Here is an 18733-nt window from a genome sequence, read left to right on the forward strand (position 1 = left end):
TTGTTTAGCCTCTTAGTCTATTATTCAACGATTACCGATAATCCATCACGAATAACGGTTACTTTAGCTTCACTGCCTTCAATTTCAAAGGCTTTTTGCAATGCTTCATCAAATGTTGTTGCTAAATCCATGTGCATACTGCGGATTAATTCAGGATCTACCAAATCAGAAACATAAATAACATGATGATGAACCAAAATACGTGCTAAAATTTGTGAAGTCCATTGATCAGGAACAGTTTCTAATCTTGGTGTGTTAATTGCTTGATCTAAAAATTCTTTTGGATCGTCTACATCAGCTAAATTATGATAGAAACCTTCTCCACCATGTCCATCACTAGAGCCGGCAACCATAATGATTACGCCGCCTTCTTTATTAGTTGCTTCAGCAGCGGTCATTCCCTTTACGGCTTGATAGATATTTTGATCAAGGGGAAAACCACCATTGGTTGAAATAGCAATATCGCTAGGAACCTTCTTAACACTAGCTAATTCTTTAACAAAATCACAACCAACTTTATGAGCTGCTTCAACATCACCTGCAAATGAACCGATGATTTTCTTATCACCATCTAAAACAACGTTGACAATGAAAGCCAATTTTGCGGTGCGAGCTGCATAAACCATATCCTTATGAATTGGGTTATGCATTAAATTACCCGTACGGGCTTTATTAGAGTTAATAAATTCGCCAGAGTGGTTAGCCATAATTGTTTTATATGATGCAATACCAGGTAAAACAGCTTTTCTACCACCAGAGAAACCAGCAAAAAAGTGAGATTCAATAAATCCTTCTGCTAGTAACAAATCGGCTTCAGCAGCGACTTTATTGATAATACAATCTCCACCAGAAGGTAGTTGCCCAATTTTTACCATTGAATCATCGTCTGTTGAAAAATGCATTACGATTTCTTCGTTCTCTACAATTTCTGAACCATATTTATTAATAAGTTCTTCTTTAGTAGATGGACGATGAAAACCGGTTGCCACGAGGATACGAATTCTTGCATCTGGAGCTACCGAACGGATTCGACGTAAAATAATAGGTGTAATTATATGCGAAGGTACTGGTCGAGTATGATCAGAACTAATAAGAACAATGTTCTTCTTTCCCTTTGCAAGTTCTTCTAAGCTGGGACTTCCAATGGGATTGTCCATTGATTTTTCAACAGTTTCCTTTTCACTTAACGGATTCTGGAAACTTTCAGCTTTAGATTCTAATAATCCAGCAAAATTTTTGTCTGGAATATTAGCAGTAATATTTCTTTTATCGTACGGTAGGTCAATTTGTACCATAACTTAATACACACTCCCTTATTTTTGGCGCTAGACAATATATTAGGCTATGTAAAATCGACCGGGTATCACATTTGGGTATAACATTTGTTACACTTCTCACAATTTTTTCTTATGATAATAGATGTCTGTACATATTATTTACTTTTAGACATATGGAGAGTTAAAAAATGAACACTAGCTATTTAATTGACTTTTTAGAGAATAAACAGGTTTCTACAATTACCAAAACAAAACATTCCTATCTGACCTATCATGGTTTAGAAGAAGGTTATACATATGTCTTGAAAAAGGGAATTGTCAAAACCAGCATCATTTTAAAGAATGGTCGTGAATTTAATCTTTCTTACATAAATTCGACTGATATTGTTTCGCTTTTGAGAGATGAAATTTCTGCCTATACGGCTTCGCCTTTGAACGTGCGTATTGAATCTGACGAAGCTATTTTTTATCGCATCCCGCGTAAAACATTTTGGGATTATGTTAATCACGATACTCATTTACAAGATTACGTGCGTGACTACTATCGAATTAAATTAACCCAAAATATAAAATCGTTACAATGGATGACTATGAACGGTAAGAAAGGTGCCGTCTGCGCCTTTATCTATAAGTTAATTGATATTTTTGGTAGGCGTGGAGCGACTGGTATCTTGATTGATTTTCCCATTACTAACGAAGAAATCGCCAATTTCTGTGGGATTTCAACTAGAAACAGCGTTAATCGAATTATTCATGATTTAAAAGAACAACACGTAATTGATATCAAGAATCAGAAAATTTTTATTTATGATGAAAACTATTTACGTGAATTTACGATTTAAAAGTTAGGAGAAATATCGTTATGAAGAAGAAATTATTTTATGGAGCACTTCCGTATTACACAGCTAGCTTGGCTATCCATATTTTGGGCATTATCTTACTGTTAGTTGCTGCCCAAAAACATCCTAGTTTTCTGGGGTTAGGTGTGCTAGCTTACACCCTGGGGCTACGTCATGCCTTTGATGCCGATCATATAGCCGCGATAGATAATACCGTTCGTTTATTAATCCACCAAAAGAAGCAACCTTATGGAGTTGGATTTTTCTTCTCATTAGGCCACTCTACTGTTGTATTTCTAATGGCTTTAGTCGTTAGTATTTCTGCTAAATGGGCCCAAGTTAAGCTACCCATTCTAGAAGCCATTGGTGGAAAAATCGGTACGATTGTATCCGGTAGTTTTCTTATTTTAATCGCCTTTTTTAATTTAATGGTCTTAATCAAACTTTATAAATCACTGAGATTAGTAAAATCCGGTCTTGATGAACAAGAATTAAACGATTTACTGCTATCTAGAGGTTTTATTGCTAACTTAGTTTCTCCTTTATTCAAGAAAATCGTTCATGCTTGGCAGATGTATCCAATTGGATTCCTATTTGGTTTAGGCTTTGACACCGCCACTGAGATTGCCTTGATTGCGCTATCGGCAACGGCTGCTCAATCAAACGTATCGGTAGCCGGAATCATCGCCCTCCCAGTTTTATTTGCCGCTGGAATGAACGTGATGGATACAACCGATTCCGTGATGATGTCAGGTGCCTACACATGGGCATTTGATACTCCTAAGCGTAAGGCTTACTACAATTTAACCGTTACTTTTGTTTCAGTCATTGCAGCTTTCTTAATTGGTTTAGTCGAGTTAGGCAACGTCTTTGCTGACTTTACCCACGTTAATTCTAGTTTCATCACATGGATTCAATCGATTGATTTAAATTGGCTGGGCTATGGTCTGGTAATTGGGTTCATATTAATGTGGAGTTTGGCTTATCTTTTTTGGAAATTATTTATTCAGAAAAACGAACAGCACGCATAAAAAGAAACAGCATTTCAACTGTGAAATGCTGTTTCTTTTTGGACTAATTCGAGTGAATACAAAAAACACGTTCCTAATATCAGAACGTGTTACAAACTTTTTAAAACAAATTATTTTTTATTAAATCATGACTGTAATTGTTGCAGCAACTAAGATTAATACTAATCCACCAATGGTTACTGCCATTTCTTTTGGCGTCTTCTTTTGACCTAGGAACCAAATTCCAGTTAAGGTAGCTAGAACCACTGAAGTTTGTGAAAGAATAAATCCAGTGGCCAAGCCGTTCATGTTTGGTTGAGCTGAAATTAAATATGTGAGTGCAGCAAAAGCAAAGAAGAAACCAGACCAGATTTGGCGGTAAGATACTGCTTCAGTTAATGCTGATTTTTCACCTCGCATTGAGAGGAAGATTGCATATACTACACCAACGATTACCATACCAATTGCTTGAGGTAAGAATGCATGCATTCCATCGACTGATGTAGCTTGAGGAGCGGCAGAATATGCCCAATAACCAATTTCACCTACAGCCAACCAAGCGACTGCTTTAGTAATCAATTGGGTATTTTCTTTAGACTTATGTTCTGACCAGACCGTGAGTGAAGCACCAATAATAATCAAGACTAGCGCAACTGCACCAATAATTTTAGCCGTAACTCCAGGCCAATTTCCTAGAGCAATCACACCCCATAATGAAGCACCTAACAGTTGGAAAGCGGTAGTAATAGGCATGGCCCGTGAAGATCCAATCATTGCAAAGCACTTAAATGTAATAATTTGAGCGCTGGCCCAACCAATCCCTGAAATAACGGTAAAAACCAAGTCCATTCCAGTTGGTAAAGCTAATCCTTTGATTAGAGCAAAAACAAAAGCAAAGATAAATGTTCCAAAAGCTGTACCTACAATCTGATTTACCGGACGTCCACCGAATTTAGATGCAATTGTTGGAAATAATCCCCAACCTAATAGTGGTCCAAGTCCGATTAATAACGCTGTCGTGTTCATGTAATTCCTCCTTAATTAATTGACGAAATTGCTAAATTTAAAATACAACGCCACTTTCTAAAATAATATTAGAATAAGGAGTCATTTCACCAGTACGAACAAATGCGTGGCAATTATTCAAATCTTGTTTCATATCTGAATGTGGCATAAAAGTAATTGGTGTTTCAGGCATTAAAGCTTTAATATTTTCTAGCATCTTAGGATTTTCGGTCTTAATTTCTTCTGCTAGATAAATTCTTTGAACTTCAAGTTCTTCTAAAACGTTAGTTAAAACTTGCATGAAACTAGGAATTCCATTATCTACTGCCAAATCAATCTTTTCTATGCCCATTGGAACAGGCATTCCAGCATCACCGATACTTAATTTATCAAAGTGACCCATTTGAGCAATTACCCGTGACATATCTGAATTAATCATTTTAGTTTTCTTCATTGTTATTTCCTCCTATTTTTCCAATTCTTTTTTGTAAGGGATTGATGGTTGTGCACCAAAGCGTTGTACAGTTAGGGATGAAGCTTTATTACCATATAAGATGGCATCTTCTAAGTTACTAAAGTCTTTATTCAAAACGGTGCTCATTGCTCCAATGAATGTATCTCCAGCAGAAGTTGTATCAACAGCCTTTACCTTAAATGCGGGGATAATTCCACTTTTACCATTAACATCGTAGAAGGTTCCTTTGCTACCAATGGTAATCAAAACTGCTTCAATTCCTTCATCATGTAATGCTTTAGAAGCTTTCTTCATACTTGCTTCATCTGTTACTTCGATTCCGGTTAAAATTTCAGTTTCAGTTTCATTAGGAATGATCATATCCGTTACTGCTAATAAATCACTAGGAACCTTTTCAACCGCTGGAGCGGGATTCAAGATTGTTTTAACGCCTGCTTCACGAGCAATCTTAAAGGCTTCCGTAACTGAATCTAAAGAACTTTCAAATTGAGCAATAATGAAATCACTATTTTTGATTAAATCAGCTTTAGACTGGACATATTCTGGAGTAAATGCAGTATTAGCACCCGCATGAATCATGATTTGATTTTCACCAGCGTCATCTACTACTATGTATGCTTGTCCTGTAGATTGGTTATCTAAAGTTTCAATTCCGCTCATATCAATATTTTCATGTTCCAATAATTCTAACATTGCACGGCCAGCATCGTCATTACCAACTGCACCAATAAAGTTTGTCTTAGCTTCAGAACGCTTAGCAGCTACAGCTTGGTTAGCTCCCTTTCCGCCACCAGCTGAAAAAATTTCTTTCGTATGCATGGTTTCACCTGGTTTTGGCATTTGTTTTACTCGGATAGTACGGTCTAAGTTAATGCTCCCAATAATTGTTACAGTGTTCATGATGGATTCCTCCGTTTTCGATTATCTTTTTACTTGTTTAAAACGTTTTATGAAAACGTTTTAATAGCATATCAAAAATATAGCACATTGATTCTATTAAATCAAATGTGCTGTGGAAAATCTTTTCACTAAGTGAACGGGTAAAGTCTTCTCTTCCCAGTTCTTATCGGGAGTTTCAATTCTTTCAAGTAGCATGTTAGCTGTTGTCTGACCTAACTCAAAAATAGGTTGTGCAATAGTGGTCAGTTTAGGAACCATATATTCACACATATCAATATTATCGTAGCCAATCACACTATAATCTTCAGGAATCTGCTTGCCAGCTTCGGCTAATCCCAAATAAATTCCTAAGGCAATTTCGTCATTGACCGCAAATATTCCGGTAACATCCGTTGCTAAAATTTTAGCAACGGCTTCCCGACCACCAATTTTTGATAGCTGGGCATCGATAATTTCAATTTGTTTTTCTTCATATACAGAACGTACTCCAGCTAAACGACCACAAACATTTTCAGGTGCATTAGTTGGCATGACTATGGCAATTTTTTGATGCCCTAAATCTTTCAAATGTTGAGCGGCTTGAGCCCCACCCGAAAAATCATCAGTTAAAACGGCGTCACTAATTCCATCAGCCTTTTTCTGATCAAGAACAATAAATGGATGATTTTTAGCTTTTAAGGTGGCATTAATAGATTCATTTGAAATTACTGAACTAGCAATAATAAACCCATCAACCCCACGCCGACTCAATTCAGCTAAGTAAGCATCTTCTTTTTCCTGGTCAAGATCTGCGTTACAAAGCATAGTTATAAATCCCTTTTGATAAAAAATATTTTCAATTCCACGAACTAATTCACTAAAAAACGGATTGGTAATATCGGGTACTAAAACACCAATCGTTTTACTTTTTTTCATAATCATTCGACGAGCAAAGTAATCGGGTTCATAATTTAAATCTTTTTTTGCCTGAATTACCTTTTTTACCGTAAGTGAACTAAACCGAGTTTCATTTCCATTTAAGATTTGCGAAACCGTCGAGATTGAAACTCCTGATTGTCTAGCAACATCTTTAATCGTTATCTTTTTTGTTTCCATTTTTTCACACCAATACCTAGACAGTTATTTTTTATATTTTTAGTTTACACCATAAGATAAAAAAATACCCATTTCGTTTAGAAATGAGTATCTTTGAAACAAATTTTGAAGTTCAATTTAAGTTAATTAAACGCTTATATATCAGGTCTTATTTGATTAAACCTAGCGTTTGAAGGATTAAATATATATTTAACAAAATCAAGACAATTGTTGCAGTCCAAGCACACCATTTTACCCATGCTCGATTAGCAAATTCACCCATCAACTTTTTACTGCTTGTATATATAACCAGAGGAATTACCGCAAACGGTAAAGCCACACTTAAGAATACTTGCGAGAACGTTAGTAAGTTTTCAATTTTAGCTTCATCACCGTGGTAATAAATGGCAAAAATCAAAACTGGTGCCACAGAAAGAACTCGAGTCACCAAACGTTGTACCCACAATGGGACACGTAGTCGAATGAATCCTTCCATGATAATCTGACCAGATAATGTTCCGGTAATTGTTGAGCTTTGTCCAGAAGCAAGTAAGGCTACAGCAAATAGCATACTAAGTACTGGGCTAGCAATGGCCCCAACAATTTGGTTATTACTTAAAGCATTAAACAAATCAACGAAACGTCCTAGTGAACTATCCGTTCCATAGAATAAGGCCGCTCCCAAAATCAATAGTAAACTATTAACAATGAAAGCTAAGAATAGTTGCATATTAGAGTCAATCGTTGAAAAACGAATTGCTTGAGCGACATTTTCCCGATCTTTTCGGTCCACTTCACGAGTTTGTGAAATTGAAGAACCCAGATACAAATCATGGGGCATAACTGTCGCACCGACAATTCCTAGTGATAGATACAACATTGAGTTATTACCTAAAATCTCAACTGAAGGTACATACCCTTTGATAATCCCTGAAATACTTGGATCAGAAAGCAGCACTTCGTACGCAAAAACAATTAAAATAACAGCAACTAAGGTTGCAACAATTGCTTCGATTTTTCTAAAACCGAGCTTCATTAATAGCAGCAATATCAAAACATCTGCCGCTGTAATCAAAATACCAATAATCAATGGAATATGGAATAACAGCTCCAATGCAATTCCAGATCCAATAATTTCGGCAATATCTGTAGCCATAATCGCTAATTCAGCGACAATCCACAGCAAGAATCCAACTCTTTTACTCGTTCGTTCCCGCGTTAACTGCGCTAAATCTTTTCCAGTTACAATTCCTAGTCTCGCTGACATTGCCTGTAAAAGCATCGCGATTAAACTAGAAAGTAAAATAACTGAAAGGAGCGTATATCTAAATTGCGCCCCACCCGCAATTGACGTAATCCAGTTACCTGGATCCATATAACCAACCGCAATTAAAAATCCGGGTCCGGAGTACGCCATCAGCGTCTTCCAAAAGCCTGCATTCTTAGGTACCTTGATACTACCATTAATCTCGTCCAGGCTCTTACTATCTACTTCATCAAGTTTTTCTGACATATTGAGTCCCTCTTTTCTATTGGTTTAGAAATTCGGTAACTTGAAATAAACTCTCCACCATAAAATTGATCCATTTTTATAAGAAAGCAAAAAAATGGATCAATCCACCAATGAATTGTTAGTTTTTATTTTTCTAACGGAGCGCTCTTTTCAAAAACCATAACTACTATACCATATTAATTAATAAGAGTGGCAACTAAGATTCGGTTTTAAGGCTAATTATTTCACTATTTCCTTATACTGAATTGTCTTCATAGATAAAATAATTTATACACATCAACCTTGTATCCCCTACCTGAATTTTTTAGTTTATGTTAGTCTGGAAAAATCCAAAAATTTGAACCAAGATTGTTGCAATGTGGATTTATCATGCTTCGCAACTCTAGGTTTTGTCACCTATAATTTGTTTTCATCTCCCTAACACATAAAAAACATACAGAGCATTAACCGCCCCTACAACCCACCAGTCGAACGTAAAAACATCGGGTAGGAAAGATACCACCCACCAACTCAAACCGCTTGTAATCAGCGCAAATAAGATAATCCGCTGAATTTTATCCCTTCGTTTCATTTTTTCACCACGCTTAATTCTATTATTAATCTACTTCTATTCCTCTTATTATACTTAAAGTACTAAAAAAGCTGAAAATCACAATTCACTTGTCATTTTCAGCTTACTCTTAAACATTAATTTTATTTACTTTTTGTAAACCATCTTTGGTGACTTTAAATAACCCCGTTTTATAATCCTGATGGTACGTTTTTTCCAGCATGGTCGTAAATGTTCGATGCCATTCAGGTAACACCACATAATCATACTGTTTAATGGTGTTTTTGAACTCCGCTTGAGACATCATGAAGTTTTCCTGTCCAACAACTTGATCGGAAAAGAAATAATAGCGTCCCACATAACCCGCGTAATAATTATTTACATCATTAAAATGTGGGTCAACTAATAAAATTTTCTGATGGTTGTACTGGGTACTCTGCTGAGCTATTTGTTTTAATTGTACCGGTAATTGTTCTTTACCTAAGGTGTTATTATACTTAACTCCGTTAATTTCAGAGAACATCAAAATGGAGGCAAACAACATTAAAACCAATGATGACAACTGATAAACATTTTTGGTAATAACATTCCTGAAAGATCGGATCCCTCGTTTACTAACATCTTCTTCAAAACTAGCTCGGTCCATCGCTACAACCAGCACCATGGTCGCTAATAGCAGGTTTAGAATCACCATACTTGAAAGATAGCGTTCAGATCCATCTAACAGGATTGCTTCTGCATAGGGCATTGAAACAATATACATCGCAAATACACTGATGTAATAGGCGATAAAACTGATATCACTAGCTATTAAACTTTTTAGCAGGTTATTCTTTTTACGTAAAAACCAGCGAATAATAATCCAAGCTCCGAGTAGACCGACGTTAATAAGTAATACTCCACGCGTCGATAGCGAGTTAAAACTCAAAATCTGATGTAAAAATTTACTTCCAATTTTAGCAATTACGGCTGAACTTTCATGGGCTAACTGACTCTTGTACGCATCTGTACTAATTTGATGTTTTGACACAGCGCTGAAAGTTGCATGCACATGCTGATTCCACCAGAAGAATGGTAAATAGCCTAGTCCCATTGTCACAACGGTTTTGCTGATGCCTTTACCCAGACGTTTCCAGCGTTGACCTTGTCCATTGGTAACTAAAGAATACAACAAATAACAGCCTAGCATCACTACATACATCGTTCCAGAATTCTTAATCAGTAAAAGTTCCGCACTAAATAAAGACGCTGTAGCACACTGCAACCAAGGCGAGCGACGGTAAGCATAAACTCCCGCAAATCCTGCGGCGGCGACTACCGGAAGGACAAAATCAACTAATAAATTATTCATTCGAATTGAAATATTAAAAATATTAATAATTGAAACAGTAAAACAGATTACAAATGAGTTGGTTGAACGGGTCCGATCGCGTAAAACCGCAAATATCCCGTAGATACTGGCCCAAATCAATAAAAACTGTCCTAGTAACATGGCACCATCGCTAAAGCCTACCCATGATACAAACTGGGTAATGAATAAAGCCGTTGCTGGTGGATAAGAAGTAAATGAAATAATGGTATCTGCCGCAACTGGCAGATGACCTTGAAATAGGAGGTATTTTACGATTAATGCCCAATGTGAATAATTATCATAGTGGATCAACGGGCTGGCAAATAGGATGCGTCCCATAATAATTCCGATAGCAATCATCCAAACGTCAAAATAATGGATACCCTCAAAGGGCAGCTTTCCCACTCGGAAAATAATTGTTCCAATTCGAACTACTACAAAAATGCAGCCTAAAATAACGACTGCTTTTAGTCCAAATTTTAACCAATTTAGCATCGCCAAAACATACAATAGCAACGTTTGAATTACCATCGATGTAATCCAGGACATGTATTTATTCACACCTGCCATGCGAACCATCCCAGTATATCCAATTTGGGCCATGATAAAGACGATTAATCCCGATATTGACATAAAATACACCTACAATTTCTTAAACTAATTACCGTTGTCTCATAAATTGAGTAGCATTTCTTTCTAATTCTTTCATTCTTAGAATAACATTTAAATGAAGTTCATCAAAAGGCGTCATCCAGTGGTCTTGCTCTTTTGATAAGAATTGATTCTCCCCATCGTAAATTAACTGAAGATAATGATCTTGATCTTCTTTCTTATCAATTTTGACTACCACCCCATGCCAAATCGGTTCCGTATCTACCGCTCGAGCAACAGTACATTTAAACTTAATCGGAAAGTTTTCGTGATAAATAATTCCTTCGACTTGATCGTTCATTTTTAGGCGTAAGTCCTTATTAACAAATTCAAATGAAAAACCACCATCTGAAACATCACGGGTTTTAAACTTAGCCCATTCGCCATTTACCATAATTTTACCTTTAGCATGCCGAACAAACCGTTCACTCTTACGATTGATATCACGTTTCATGGAAATAAATAAACAGAAGCTTAGGTTAATAAAGTGCATTACTAACCAGAAAGTGATAACACTTCCGACAATGATTTCTGATCCCCATTTTCCATAATTGAACTTCACAATCGCTAATAAGGTTAAAGCCCACATAACAAAATATGGAATAATGTAGAGTTTATCCACAATCGAAAATTTAACATTTTTATCTGTTACCTTAAATTTCTTAGCTTTGATCCCAATTGATTCCAAAATAACTGGAATAAACAAATATGGAGCAAAGAAAGTTTCCTGGATTTCCCCCCAGCGTTCGTTTCTGATATTGCTGGAAGTATCTCCCAAAACAAAATGCAATAAGAAGTATCCTGGGGCCCAAACAATCATTAAAATCCAGAAATTAGCATTAACAACTTGAACTTTGAATAACGCATACAATAACGGAGCTGCAATATAAATTAACCGTCTAGAAAATGACCACCAATAAAGCCATGTATTAATCAAAATAATTCGATTAAGTAAGGTAATCTTCGGATTAGTAAAGATATGCATGTTTCTGCAACTCTGAATAACTCCTCGAGCCCAGCGAGTTCTTTGCTTAATAACACTCTTAATATCAACTGGTGTGATTCCACTTGAAACGGGTTCACGAGTAGCAATACTAATGTAACCTTCACTGTTAATCTTTGTTCCTAACTCAAAATCTTCTGTAATCGTATCCGTTGGAAATCCTCCAACTTTATCAACAATTTCTCGCAAAAAAACTGCGTTTGATCCCGTAAACAAGGCATGTCCGTTAGAACCATTTAACACATTGACATCCCGCGAAAAGAAGTCCTGTTCATTTACTACAGCATCTTGCAAAAAGAGATTAAATTGAAAAATATCCGCATTATAAAAACTTTGAGGAGTCTGAACAAATCCGATTGGCTTAGTATGGTCTGGATCCTCTTCCAATTCCGCAAAATTTTCTGTGAAAAATGGGACACTACTAGTTAAAAAATTAGAAAAAGGCATCATATCTGCATCAAAAATAGCAAATAGAGGTGCATCTAACTGTTCCAGCGCATTATTAATATTCCCCGCTTTAGCATGCTTATTTTTTTCCATCGTCACATAGTTAACCTGATATTCTTTAGCTAGTTCCCGTACTTCTGGACGATTTCCGTCATCTGCAATTACGATGTTAACTTTACTTTTATCAGGATAATCCATAAAAGTTGCTGCATTGACTGTTTTTCTTAGCAACGAAACTTCTTCGTTATGCGTAACAATAATTACGTCAATTTTAGGAATCGGCTGTTGCAAATCAAACTTAGGAATTTCTAGTTTTTGGGTCTTATCTGCTCGAATTAATCTAAAAATAATCAATACATAGGCAGTAAAACTAGAGAAGATTTCACTCCCTACCAGCAATAAAGCAAAAATCAAAGTAAATATGTGTGCGTGCCATGGAATGGTAAAAAACACACGCCAAAACAGGTAAATTACTGATAGAACAATTGCTAAAATATAACTAACTTTCTTGATTTTTGGCATAATTCACCTCAGTATCTTTTTTAAAAATAAAGTCTTTTTGAATTTGGTAACTAATGATAAATAATGTGAAGTCAACCAACATTTTGGCCAACATGGGGGCAATGCTATTTCCATTATGTGGTAACCAATTGGTAACTAAGTCCGTTAGATAACCTGAAAGAATCATCTGCACTATAAATAAAGCCCCGTATTTAATGAAAGTTTGCCGCCCACCTCCATTAAAAACAACGCGATGATTCAGCGTATAATTAACTACCGCTGAAAGTGCTCTAGAAATAACTGTTGCTAGGATAATACTATCTAACACATGGTTTCCCATTAGTAGGATAATTCCTTCAAAAAGCGCAATATCAACAATAAAAGAAATAATTCCGCTCCCTGCAAATTTAAAGAAACGGGCATAGATTGCAAGCGAGTCTCGAACCACTCGAAAATGAGATGACTTATTACCATCCAAATAAATGGTTGGAATGGATTGCTCAATCACTTTTACATCGTATTTACGCGCCTGAAGCAACATATCAAATTCGAACTCAAAACGGTCTCCAGGAAATTCAATTAACTGATCTACATATTGGTGAGGAATAATTCTTAGACCTGTTTGTGTATCTGAGATATTCTGGTGAGTTAACAACTTCACTAATTTACTTGTTAAGACATTTCCGAATTGACTTCGTGCGGGAATTTCGTTAGTAAATTTGCGAACTCCAATAATCAAGTCTGTGGGATTTTCTTCGAACTTCTCCATACATGAGCTTAAAGCTCCCACGGTATGTTGTCCGTCTGAATCCATTGTCGCAATCCCTTCGATTTCTGGAAAATAGTTGCGGATATAACGGAAACCATTTTTCAACGCCGCGCCTTTTCCTTCATTATGTTGATGATGTAAAACATGAATTCGCTGATCTCCAATTTCCTCAAGTTCTTTAAAAACAGCTTGGTTCGTGACCGCACTGCCATCATCAACCAATACTAGCGCATCAAAATTAATCACATTATTTAATAATTCATGGACCAATTTAATTAACTTTTGGTCCGGATTTAAAGCTGGAATCAAAATTCCATATTTTTTCATAATTTCACCTATTATTTAAACTTAAAATAAAAATTTTCCACCCTATATCATGATACACTCTATACACCTTAAAGAAGTGCATTAACATTCAAATGTAATAAAAGTGTAAAATAAATCGTTTTACCAGTATAAAACACAATCCGTTTGTACATTATCTTTCACCCTAGTAATAATTCACGCTGTAAATAACCAGCGAAAACCCATTATACTTAACTTGTTTGACTAATGCAATAAACTTTGAGACGTAAAAAAGTTTTTTATTGAAATTAATTTTAAACAAAACATATCTAAACTAGAAAAATACTCTCAATGTCTAAGTTATGGTATCATCGTAAATGTAAGCGTATTAACAAACAAAAACGGCGGTGACTTAAACAGTGGATTTAACAATTGTACGACATAGTATTAGTAGCGATAACGGTCGCGGATTAATTTCGGGGGCTGGTTCTGATGTTGATCTTTCAGAAGCTGGAATCGAGTTAGCCCAAGAGGCTCAACGTGCTTTTGACTGGAATCAATTTGATCAAGTTTTCTCTAGTCCCATGCGTCGGGCTAAACAAACGGCCGAATTACTCTTAGGTGACCAAGCTTCAGCGATTAATTTTGATGAACGTTTAACTGAAATGAATTTTGGAGACTGGGATGGAACTGCCGAAGACGCAATTTTTGAACAATATCCTGAAATTTTCAATCAAATGGGAATGTTTAATGAGAAGTATTCCGATTATGCACCCAATTCAGAAAGTTACGATGAGCTGGTTAACCGCGTAACAGGCTTTTTAGATGAATTGAAGCAAAAATATCCGACTGCATCAATCCTACTCATTTGTCACGGAATGACTACGCGAGCCCTCTTTGCTGCCTTACTCCACGTCAGTCCTGCCCAATTTGGTAAGATTGGCAACGTTACTCTAAATCAAATTCATCTAGATGAAACTAATCATTTTGAACCCCGCATTGATCTTTACAATCAAAAATTAAATTAAAAAACGGATTGAAGCCTCCAACATCATGAAGGTTTCAATCCATTTTTTATTTACACACTAGCTTTCGAATTTAGATATTTCTTTTCTGCTTCCTTTCGGGCCTGAACAGCGTCTTCAAAGTCAGCAAAACTTGAATTTAAAACTAAACTACCCTTAACCATCATCCTAGCTAACCATCTTTGAGCGTGGTTATCGAATGACACACCGATTACCCCGCTGGTATTTCTAGCCCCAATTTTAATGGACTGAATGGGATTTCCATTAACATCTTTTAACGCATCAATATTTCCCATCCTAGCTAAAGTCGCTTGATTAGCTCGGATTTGATAGGCTGCTTTTTCTTTTCGTAAGCATCCACAACTACGTACGCTACCACGACGTAGGCGATAACCATCCGCTTCAATAATGTTTCCACATGTACACTCACAAACCCAAAAGGTGTTACCTGCGGCACTCTTCTTTGATGCAACTCGCAAAACTTTTAATCTACTAAATTGTTGCCCAGTTAGATCATATCTAACCCGTGAGCAACTACCGCAGCTTTTAGTGCTACCTACCTTCAAATGCTGTAACTCCACATCTGTTTCATTACCACAATCACATACGCAATGCCAGATTGTATTACCATTTTTAGCTTTGCCAGAAGGATACTTGGCAACTAACTTACCAAATCTTTTATTAGTTATATCAATCCGAATTTTCATGACCAACCTCCTCATCAGGGTGTGCATTATTTAAGCCAAAATACACATGAAGTTGTATTTTGAAGGTACACCCTAAAAAAACAATTAATTACCTTATATTTTTAAATATATCACTAGAATAGTTCAGCGCCTAAACTAAGTATAGCTCAAAATGCTTATCGTTAAAATAACTTTTTGACCAGCATTTAACATTTCGACGATTTCAAAATACGTTTTTCGGCGTGCTTGATTTTTAACATCTGGTCCAAAAAGAATTGGACGTCCTTTATAAACCCCCCGCTTTTTAGCCAATTCGATTCCCTGACGTTGTCGAATCCGAATTCGCTTTCTTTCCGACTCTGCCTGGAATTTCTTTGTCTCGATAAAAATATTTCTCAAGAAATTACGCATGTTTGCATCATCAATATCATCAAAAGTGGGCAAATCCAAAATAACTAATTTGGCCCCCTTTAAATAAACTTCCATAAAAATGTGAGTAAGATATTCATTGTTTCTTCCTAAACGTTCCATCTCGATAACGTAGAGTTCGTCGCCCGGTTTAAGGCGTTTTAAAACCTTCATCAATTCCGGACGTTCATTGATTGCTCCAGATATTTTTTCCTCGTAAATACGATCCATTCCAACTTCTTTTAAACGTTGTAGTTGACGTGCCAAGTTTTGGTCCTGCGAACTTACCCGAGCATAACCATATTTCATAAATAAAACCTCCTAGATTTTAGACATCTAAATGTCTGTTTTTTAGGGTGTACCCTAAAAAAGCATTGCATTATATATGATATTGCCTAAGCGGTATAATTTTTAGCGTTAATTAGTTTTATTTGTTTCTATTAATGAAAGAAACCTTTATTTTATTATAAAAATCTCTCAGAATGAAGTGATTTAGACTATCTACATCCTGATTCAATAAAAATAGGGTTACGACATATTTAAATACGTCGTAACCCTATTTATTTTGTAAATTTGTTAATTAAAGTTCCGTTAGTGCGTCGTCAATATTTTGGTCACCATCACTCATCCGGATAACTTTTTTGATTGTATTATCATGTTTAAGTAAGGCTGCCAAAACCTGAGCAACGTTTGAAATAGCATTTTGCTTGCCACTACCATTGATGGATACTTTTCCGGTACCTTCTTCTTCGGTAAGACTAGCAGGTTGTAAGATAGTGTAATCTAATTTGGTATTAGAAATTAAATAATTATCGGCAAAGAATTTAGCGATATTATAATCAGTTAAATCTGCTAATCCTTCCCGATGCCATTCCTGGGGTTCTAATGAAAACATTGAGCTGAGCATGATAAATCGTTTAATTCCATTTTTTTCTGCAGCTTGCATAACTTTTACTGCTCCAAAGGCATCTGTCTGCAAAAGATCCTTCCCCCGGGAACCCGCTACGAAATAAACTGCATCCACATCCTTAATGCTTTGGGTCATTTCATCTACATCATCATGTAAATCAAAATGCACTGGAGTAACATGTTCTAACTCAATTACCCGTTCAATCTTTCTGGCCCCAGCTACTACTTCATGACCATCGCTAACTAAATCCTTAATTAGATGCTCTGCAACTCGACCAGTTGAACCAACTACAAAAATTTTCATATTCCGCCTCCATTATTAACTTAATCTACTGCCATTATACAAAAGATACGAATAATGCGTTGGAGAGACGACTTATCTTCTCAAGCTTTATCAACTGGATTGAGCAAAACATCATTTGATTTAATTTCTATTGAGCTTGCAACGTAAAATGCTCACCAGTCGCATTCAATTTGCTTTCAACTAGTTCTTTTAATTTTTCAATGGCTGATTTCGCACGTTGAGCTTGATCGGCATTAATTGCTTCAATCACCATGACAGCATCAGTTGTATCTTCAGTTAACATCGTTCTCTGGGCTTCACGCCAATTAAAACAACGACAAATCGCACCAGTTGCGTCATAATAAATTACTTCCCCAGGTAAAGCTGGTTCATCTTCATCTGAGCCTAAAGGACGAAAACTTTCTCCTCCCTTTGCCACTCCTAGATGCATGGTTCCATCCATTTTTTGTAAGTCTTCTCCGCCACAAGGAACCCCGTATTCCAATGAAATACTATTATAGATGTCTACCAATGGATTAATCGGACTTAATGATTTCCCTTGAGACACGCGTTTCAAAAGGGCTTCAATTGAAGCCCGCGCCCCTTTTTTCTTTTTAAATTTAGTAAAAGCAGTTCGCCACTCACTAACGACTGGGTTATCTCGAAAAACATCATTAGCAATATACTTTTGTGATTTTTCTATTGCACGATCTAATAATTCCTGATAATATTCATCAGCTTTAGATTGGTTATTAATCCCTTTAACCACCAAAACTTCAAAACGCGCCTCTGGAAACATTTGCCAAATTTCTTCATCGATTTTCAATGCTTGCATCATTAATTCCTCCTTTATGGGTTATCCTTGCTTATTATATATTAAAATAGGTGCAAATGCAACAAAAATATTAGCAAACAAAAAAGTCCCAATTCAAACCGAATTGAGACTTCTTGAACTTAACTAAAATTAGTTAAGCTTTGTTTTGCTTTGTACTTCAAGCTTTTCGTTGAAGTCATAGACAACTGGTTCACCAGTAGCCATTTCAAGATTAATAATATCTTCATCAGAGATATTTTCGATGTACTTGCTCAATGCACGTAGTGAGTTACCATGTGCAGCAATAATAACGTTCTTGCCATCGATTAACTTAGGAGCAATTTCGTCTTCCCAGAAAGGAATAACACGTTCAAGAGTAACCTTAAGGTTTTCACCACCAGGAATGATACGTGGGTCTAAGTTAGCGTAACGACGATCGTTTGCTGCTGAACCTTCATCATCTGCATCCAATAGTGGAGGGAGAACGTCGTATGAACGACGCCATGTGTGAACTTGGTCATCGCCCCATTTTTCAGCTGCTTCAGCCTTGTTTTGGCCTTGAAGAGCACCATAATGACGTTCGTTTAAGCGCCATGTCTTTGTTTCAGGAATCCATAGTTGGTCTGAACCTTCCAAAGCATAGTGCAAAGTCTTGATGGCACGAGTTAATACTGATGTGTAAGCTTGATCGAATTCGATACCAGCTTCCTTGATTAACTTACCAGCGTTTTGTGCTTGTTTAACACCTTCGTCACTAAGATCTACATCAACCCAACCAGTAAATTGGTTTGATAAGTTCCATTGACTTTGTCCATGACGGATCAAAACTAATTTTGCCATATCGTTTAAATACCTCTTTCTTGAATTAAATTTCTAACATTATAATTTTACAATTTTTGAGCAATTAGTACAAACTGAAAATGAAGAAGTTTCCACAAAAAGCCGATTAACTAGCTAA

At 36.3% G+C, this 18733-nt stretch carries 17 protein-coding genes; 3 read left to right on the top strand and 14 right to left on the bottom strand.

The window, feature by feature from the left end:
* Positions 1–20 precede the first annotated feature (20 nt).
* The gene (gene larA, locus PEPE_RS08225) at positions 21–1295 is read right to left on the bottom strand and encodes a nickel-dependent lactate racemase (protein ID WP_002832877.1); all 1275 of its coding nucleotides are present in this window, start codon (positions 1293–1295) and stop codon (positions 21–23) included.
* Between the two features lie 170 nt (positions 1296–1465).
* Between larA and PEPE_RS08230 the strand changes: the two genes are divergently transcribed.
* On the top strand, positions 1466–2119 hold the full coding sequence (locus PEPE_RS08230; RefSeq protein WP_002832876.1) for a Crp/Fnr family transcriptional regulator: 654 nt from the start codon (positions 1466–1468) through the stop codon (positions 2117–2119).
* Positions 2120–2139: 20 nt separating this feature from the next.
* Positions 2140–3147, top strand: coding sequence for a HoxN/HupN/NixA family nickel/cobalt transporter (locus tag PEPE_RS08235; RefSeq protein WP_011673817.1), 1008 nt, complete (start codon positions 2140–2142; stop codon positions 3145–3147).
* Between the two features lie 120 nt (positions 3148–3267).
* Here PEPE_RS08235 and rbsU read toward each other — a convergent pair whose 3' ends face one another.
* The 8 genes from rbsU to PEPE_RS08275 all read right to left on the bottom strand — a co-directional run bounded on the left by rbsU (position 3268) and on the right by PEPE_RS08275 (position 13692).
* Positions 3268–4152 (bottom strand): ribose/proton symporter RbsU, encoded by an 885-nt coding sequence (rbsU, locus tag PEPE_RS08240; protein WP_002832873.1) that lies wholly within the window; start codon positions 4150–4152, stop codon positions 3268–3270.
* 37 nt (positions 4153–4189) lie between these two features.
* Positions 4190–4585: a D-ribose pyranase gene (rbsD, locus tag PEPE_RS08245; RefSeq protein WP_011673818.1), complete on the bottom strand. Its 396-nt coding sequence runs from the start codon at positions 4583–4585 to the stop codon at positions 4190–4192.
* A gap of 12 nt (positions 4586–4597) precedes the next feature.
* Complete coding sequence (gene rbsK / locus PEPE_RS08250) at positions 4598–5506, bottom strand: ribokinase (protein ID WP_002832871.1); 909 nt, start codon at positions 5504–5506, stop codon at positions 4598–4600.
* A 96-nt stretch (positions 5507–5602) separates the two neighbouring features.
* Positions 5603–6601, bottom strand: coding sequence for a ribose utilization transcriptional repressor RbsR (gene rbsR, locus PEPE_RS08255; RefSeq protein ID WP_011673819.1), 999 nt, complete (start codon positions 6599–6601; stop codon positions 5603–5605).
* Positions 6602–6749: 148 nt separating this feature from the next.
* Positions 6750–8093 (bottom strand): Nramp family divalent metal transporter, encoded by a 1344-nt coding sequence (locus tag PEPE_RS08260; protein ID WP_002832868.1) that lies wholly within the window; start codon positions 8091–8093, stop codon positions 6750–6752.
* Between the two features lie 680 nt (positions 8094–8773).
* Positions 8774–10627 carry an ABC transporter permease gene (locus PEPE_RS08265; RefSeq protein WP_011673820.1) on the bottom strand — a complete coding sequence of 618 codons (1854 nt, stop codon included), beginning with the start codon at positions 10625–10627 and terminating at the stop codon, positions 8774–8776.
* A 28-nt stretch (positions 10628–10655) separates the two neighbouring features.
* The gene (locus PEPE_RS08270) at positions 10656–12617 is read right to left on the bottom strand and encodes a glycosyltransferase family 2 protein (protein ID WP_011673821.1); all 1962 of its coding nucleotides are present in this window, start codon (positions 12615–12617) and stop codon (positions 10656–10658) included.
* Positions 12595–13692: a bifunctional glycosyltransferase family 2/GtrA family protein gene (locus tag PEPE_RS08275; protein ID WP_011673822.1), complete on the bottom strand. Its 1098-nt coding sequence runs from the start codon at positions 13690–13692 to the stop codon at positions 12595–12597. The genes PEPE_RS08270 and PEPE_RS08275 overlap by 23 nt, the downstream gene beginning before the upstream one ends.
* A 377-nt stretch (positions 13693–14069) precedes the next feature.
* On the opposite strand from PEPE_RS08275, the gene PEPE_RS08280 reads away from it, so the two are divergent.
* On the top strand, positions 14070–14678 hold the full coding sequence (locus PEPE_RS08280) for a histidine phosphatase family protein (RefSeq protein ID WP_002832863.1): 609 nt from the start codon (positions 14070–14072) through the stop codon (positions 14676–14678).
* Between the two features lie 50 nt (positions 14679–14728).
* Here the strand turns inward: PEPE_RS08280 and PEPE_RS08285 are convergent, their stop codons facing one another.
* The 5 genes from PEPE_RS08285 to PEPE_RS08305 all read right to left on the bottom strand — a co-directional run bounded on the left by PEPE_RS08285 (position 14729) and on the right by PEPE_RS08305 (position 18615).
* Positions 14729–15382, bottom strand: coding sequence for an AP2 domain-containing protein (locus PEPE_RS08285; RefSeq protein WP_002832862.1), 654 nt, complete (start codon positions 15380–15382; stop codon positions 14729–14731).
* 135 nt (positions 15383–15517) lie between these two features.
* Positions 15518–16078, bottom strand: coding sequence for a recombinase family protein (locus tag PEPE_RS08290; RefSeq protein ID WP_011673823.1), 561 nt, complete (start codon positions 16076–16078; stop codon positions 15518–15520).
* A gap of 271 nt (positions 16079–16349) precedes the next feature.
* Entirely contained in the window at positions 16350–16982 is a 633-nt protein-coding gene (locus PEPE_RS08295) for an SDR family oxidoreductase (protein ID WP_011673824.1), read from the bottom strand.
* Positions 16983–17109: 127 nt separating this feature from the next.
* Positions 17110–17796 (bottom strand): B3/B4 domain-containing protein, encoded by a 687-nt coding sequence (locus PEPE_RS08300; RefSeq protein WP_011673825.1) that lies wholly within the window; start codon positions 17794–17796, stop codon positions 17110–17112.
* Positions 17797–17925: 129 nt separating this feature from the next.
* Complete coding sequence (locus PEPE_RS08305) at positions 17926–18615, bottom strand: 2,3-diphosphoglycerate-dependent phosphoglycerate mutase (protein ID WP_002834107.1); 690 nt, start codon at positions 18613–18615, stop codon at positions 17926–17928.
* Positions 18616–18733 lie beyond the last annotated feature (118 nt).

The sequence above is a fragment of the Pediococcus pentosaceus ATCC 25745 genome (assembly GCF_000014505.1).
Classification (GTDB): domain Bacteria; phylum Bacillota; class Bacilli; order Lactobacillales; family Lactobacillaceae; genus Pediococcus; species Pediococcus pentosaceus.

Coding starts and splice junctions, on each gene's coding strand:
- PEPE_RS08235 (WP_011673817.1), top strand. CDS start 2,140: ATGAAGAAGAAATTATTTTATGGAGCACTTCCGTATTACACAGCTAGC.
- PEPE_RS08305 (WP_002834107.1), bottom strand. CDS start 18,615: ATGGCAAAATTAGTTTTGATCCGTCATGGACAAAGTCAATGGAACTTA.
- PEPE_RS08260 (WP_002832868.1), bottom strand. CDS start 8,093: ATGTCAGAAAAACTTGATGAAGTAGATAGTAAGAGCCTGGACGAGATT.
- PEPE_RS08275 (WP_011673822.1), bottom strand. CDS start 13,692: ATGAAAAAATATGGAATTTTGATTCCAGCTTTAAATCCGGACCAAAAG.
- rbsK (WP_002832871.1), bottom strand. CDS start 5,506: ATGAACACTGTAACAATTATTGGGAGCATTAACTTAGACCGTACTATC.
- rbsU (WP_002832873.1), bottom strand. CDS start 4,152: ATGAACACGACAGCGTTATTAATCGGACTTGGACCACTATTAGGTTGG.
- larA (WP_002832877.1), bottom strand. CDS start 1,295: ATGGTACAAATTGACCTACCGTACGATAAAAGAAATATTACTGCTAAT.
- PEPE_RS08300 (WP_011673825.1), bottom strand. CDS start 17,796: ATGCAAGCATTGAAAATCGATGAAGAAATTTGGCAAATGTTTCCAGAG.
- rbsD (WP_011673818.1), bottom strand. CDS start 4,585: ATGAAGAAAACTAAAATGATTAATTCAGATATGTCACGGGTAATTGCT.
- PEPE_RS08265 (WP_011673820.1), bottom strand. CDS start 10,627: ATGTCAATATCGGGATTAATCGTCTTTATCATGGCCCAAATTGGATAT.
- PEPE_RS08270 (WP_011673821.1), bottom strand. CDS start 12,617: ATGCCAAAAATCAAGAAAGTTAGTTATATTTTAGCAATTGTTCTATCA.
- PEPE_RS08295 (WP_011673824.1), bottom strand. CDS start 16,982: ATGAAAATTTTTGTAGTTGGTTCAACTGGTCGAGTTGCAGAGCATCTA.
- PEPE_RS08290 (WP_011673823.1), bottom strand. CDS start 16,078: ATGAAATATGGTTATGCTCGGGTAAGTTCGCAGGACCAAAACTTGGCA.
- rbsR (WP_011673819.1), bottom strand. CDS start 6,601: ATGGAAACAAAAAAGATAACGATTAAAGATGTTGCTAGACAATCAGGA.
- PEPE_RS08285 (WP_002832862.1), bottom strand. CDS start 15,382: ATGAAAATTCGGATTGATATAACTAATAAAAGATTTGGTAAGTTAGTT.
- PEPE_RS08230 (WP_002832876.1), top strand. CDS start 1,466: ATGAACACTAGCTATTTAATTGACTTTTTAGAGAATAAACAGGTTTCT.